The organism is Aeromonas sp. HMWF015, from assembly GCF_963878965.1.
GTDB classification, from domain to species: Bacteria; Pseudomonadota; Gammaproteobacteria; order Enterobacterales; family Aeromonadaceae; genus Aeromonas; species Aeromonas veronii.
In genome coordinates this window covers 15,617-16,736 of record NZ_CAWNZT010000231.1, presented here as the reverse complement: position 1 = coordinate 16,736, position 1,120 = coordinate 15,617, and the positions used below count along the sequence as shown (strand labels likewise).

Sequence of the window (1,120 nt, the reverse complement as noted above, 5' to 3'; positions counted from 1 at the left end):
GGGGCCGGAATCTTTGTAGGTGAGCAGCAGTGAGCCCTCATGCTGTTCGATATGGATGGTGAAACTGTGCTCCCCGGCCCCATGAAAGGCGTGATCCAGACTGTTTTTGATCAGCTCCTGGACCAGGTCCAGAAACAGGGATTCGGGGGCGGTTATGGTGACCTTGTTGCCGTCCAGATGGTAACTGACCTTGGCGATCTGCAGTTCTGGGGAGAAGGCCTGCAGCAGCTGCTGCACACTCTCCTGCACTGAAAAGGTATTGGCATCCAGCTCGGTCTGATCCCGGGTCAGCTCCTTGAAACGGGTGACCAGCAGCGCAACCCGGCGCAGGCTGGATTCAACCAGCTCGGTTCCCTCTTTGATATCGGTGAGCTGCTGATGGAGCAGACGTTGACCCAGCACGCCGCTTTTCACCGCGTTGGCCAGCAGGTCACCAGCGCCCTGAATAAGGCTGGAGGCGGTAATACCGACTCCCAGCGGGGTATTTATCTCATGGGCAATGCCGGCGGTGAGCTGGAACAGGCTTTGGTAGAGTTGCACTCTGGCCTGCTGGCGCCCCAGCTCCTTGAGGCGCAGCTGGTTTTGCACCCGGGCCAGCACTTCGAGCTGATGAAAGGGTTTGGAGACATAGTCGCAGCCACCGGCCTGAAAGGCTTGCTCAAGGGCGCTGACCTCGCTGTTTGAACTGATAAAGATGATGGGTAGTGTCCATTGCCCCTGTTGTTGCTGGATCCGCCGACACGCTTCGTAGCCATCCATCACCGGCATATTGATGTCCATCAGGATCAGATCGGGCGTGCTCTGCGCTGCGGCATCCACGGCCTGCAGGCCATCTGTCGCTTCGCGTACCTGATAGCCGGCCTCTTCGAGCAGGCTGCGCAGGATGTAGCGGTTGGAGGCCATGTCATCGACGATCAGTATGTTGCTCATGGTGTTGCTGTTTGGCATACCGCAGTGCAGTTCCGTACTATGGGTCCAATCTTCAGCATAGTGGTTCATCCCCTTTATCGGTTTACAAATAAGGGGGGTAAGTGATTCAAACGGGTTTTTGTGCGCCAGCGGTGCATGGAAAATGTGCAATAGTAATCGAGCGACAGTACACGGGCATGGTTTCAACGGA

1 protein-coding gene is annotated in these 1,120 nt (G+C 56.7%); it reads right to left on the bottom strand.

The window, feature by feature from the left end; genetic code table 11:
* A partial coding sequence (locus tag AACS18_RS12590; protein WP_108614331.1) for an ATP-binding response regulator occupies window positions 1-930 on the bottom strand: 930 nt, incomplete at its 3' end.
* Window positions 931-1,120 lie beyond the last annotated feature (190 nt).